The following is a 1,488-nucleotide window of genomic DNA, read 5'->3' on the forward strand; positions in this document are numbered from 1 at the left end:
TGGTTTGACCAATAATCACTTGCTGAACACCGTGCTCCTTGTCAGGCAGGCCGAACAACAGTCTCTGTTGATAAGAATACCGGCCCCAGTAATCCATCCAGGCCACCTGGGTTGGGGTATAGCCGGGGCGCAGCTTGAGGGCGATCAGTCGGGTGTCGGCCCGCAGCCGGCGAGCGCTTATTGGCACGGAACGCATGGCCTGCCTGAAATCCTGCCGGGTCCGGAAGATTGGGTTGCCGGAGGCTTTCCCGGGCCCCATCTGGCTGAGGTCCAGCGCCACCAGGGACAGGCGTTTCCGGTTGGCCAGGTATTCAGCCTTCGGGGTCTTGATGCGCCATGTCCGGGCATCGGGCTCCAACTGGTAGTCGCCTCGCAATTCGATGCCATCCGGCAAGGCGTAACGGCAGGGAATGGAGAGCAGGGCGTTGAACTCGCTGGGTATCCCGGTCAGCCGAACGGTGCCAGCCTTCCCACAAAAAGGATGGCCCCTGGCGTCCCGGTTGGGCTGAGGGAAAAACTGGAAGGCGTGCTTTTTGCGGGTTTTCGACAGGGCGAGCAGCTGGTCGTCGACATTGACCTTAATCTTGAACTGGCCGTCGGTGTTGGCCGCCAGCAGGGTGCCACTACCGTCCGGCAAGTACCAGAGATCCAGTGATCCGAAAGCGCTTAACAGGGTGTGATTGGTGACCGGGGTTGTTGGGGTCAGTGGCACCAGCCCTACCGTTGCCGAGAACTGCTCCCGGGCCTGGGTCACCTTGATGCGCAACTGTTCCTTGAGCCCTCCGATGAACGCACGGGCACTGGCGGTGGTCCAGGCGGTGTCGTTATATTGCAGGGTGACGTTGGCGAAGACCGGGTTGACCAACTGGCCCAGGTCCAGGCTCGTCATCACCACGCCGGATTGAGGGGTGAACTGGCGCACACTCAGGGTATCGTTAGACTTGGCGACGGTCTGCCCGGTGGCCTCGAGTTGCCAGTGCGCAAAGGGCCCTGACTCCACCGTCAGGTTTTCGCTGACCACCCGGGTTGTGTCCCAGGCCTTGTCCGGTATCCACAGTTGGTAGCCACCCGGGGTATCGGCCAGGAGGCTGGCGGAGTGCGCCTGCACCCGGGTAAAGACCGGGTGGTTGGCCATCTCGGCCACTGTCCGCTGCTCGTCCGCCGGGCGGATCACCTGGAAGCCGGAGCTCAGCTGCTGGATGCCCCCGGGGCGACGGACGTTGGTGCTCAGCCAATACAGGTTGCCGGAATGCTGGCTGTACATAAGATAGTAAATACGCTGGCCCCGCACCACCTTGTGCACCGGCAGGTGGCCCTTGTGCAGTTCCTTCCGGACAAGCTCACTGATCAGTCGAAGACGACTGCCGTCGTCCCCATCGACCAGTGGGCCGCCATCCAGCAGGCTGCTCAGGAAGGCAATGTAGGTTTGGGTGGCCCCGTCATAAAAACCGGTGCGAAGGATACGTCGACTGTCGTAGGAATCCACGA

The 1,488-nt window shown here is 61.8% G+C and carries 1 protein-coding gene; it reads right to left on the reverse strand.

Annotated features, from left to right (window positions below):
• A partial coding sequence (locus KBW69_RS23335; protein ID WP_257282530.1) for a hypothetical protein occupies positions 1–1,488 on the reverse strand: 1,488 nt, incomplete at both ends.

It is taken from the genome of Endozoicomonas sp. ISHI1, from assembly GCF_024606225.1.
Lineage (GTDB): Bacteria > Pseudomonadota > Gammaproteobacteria > Pseudomonadales > Endozoicomonadaceae > Endozoicomonas_A.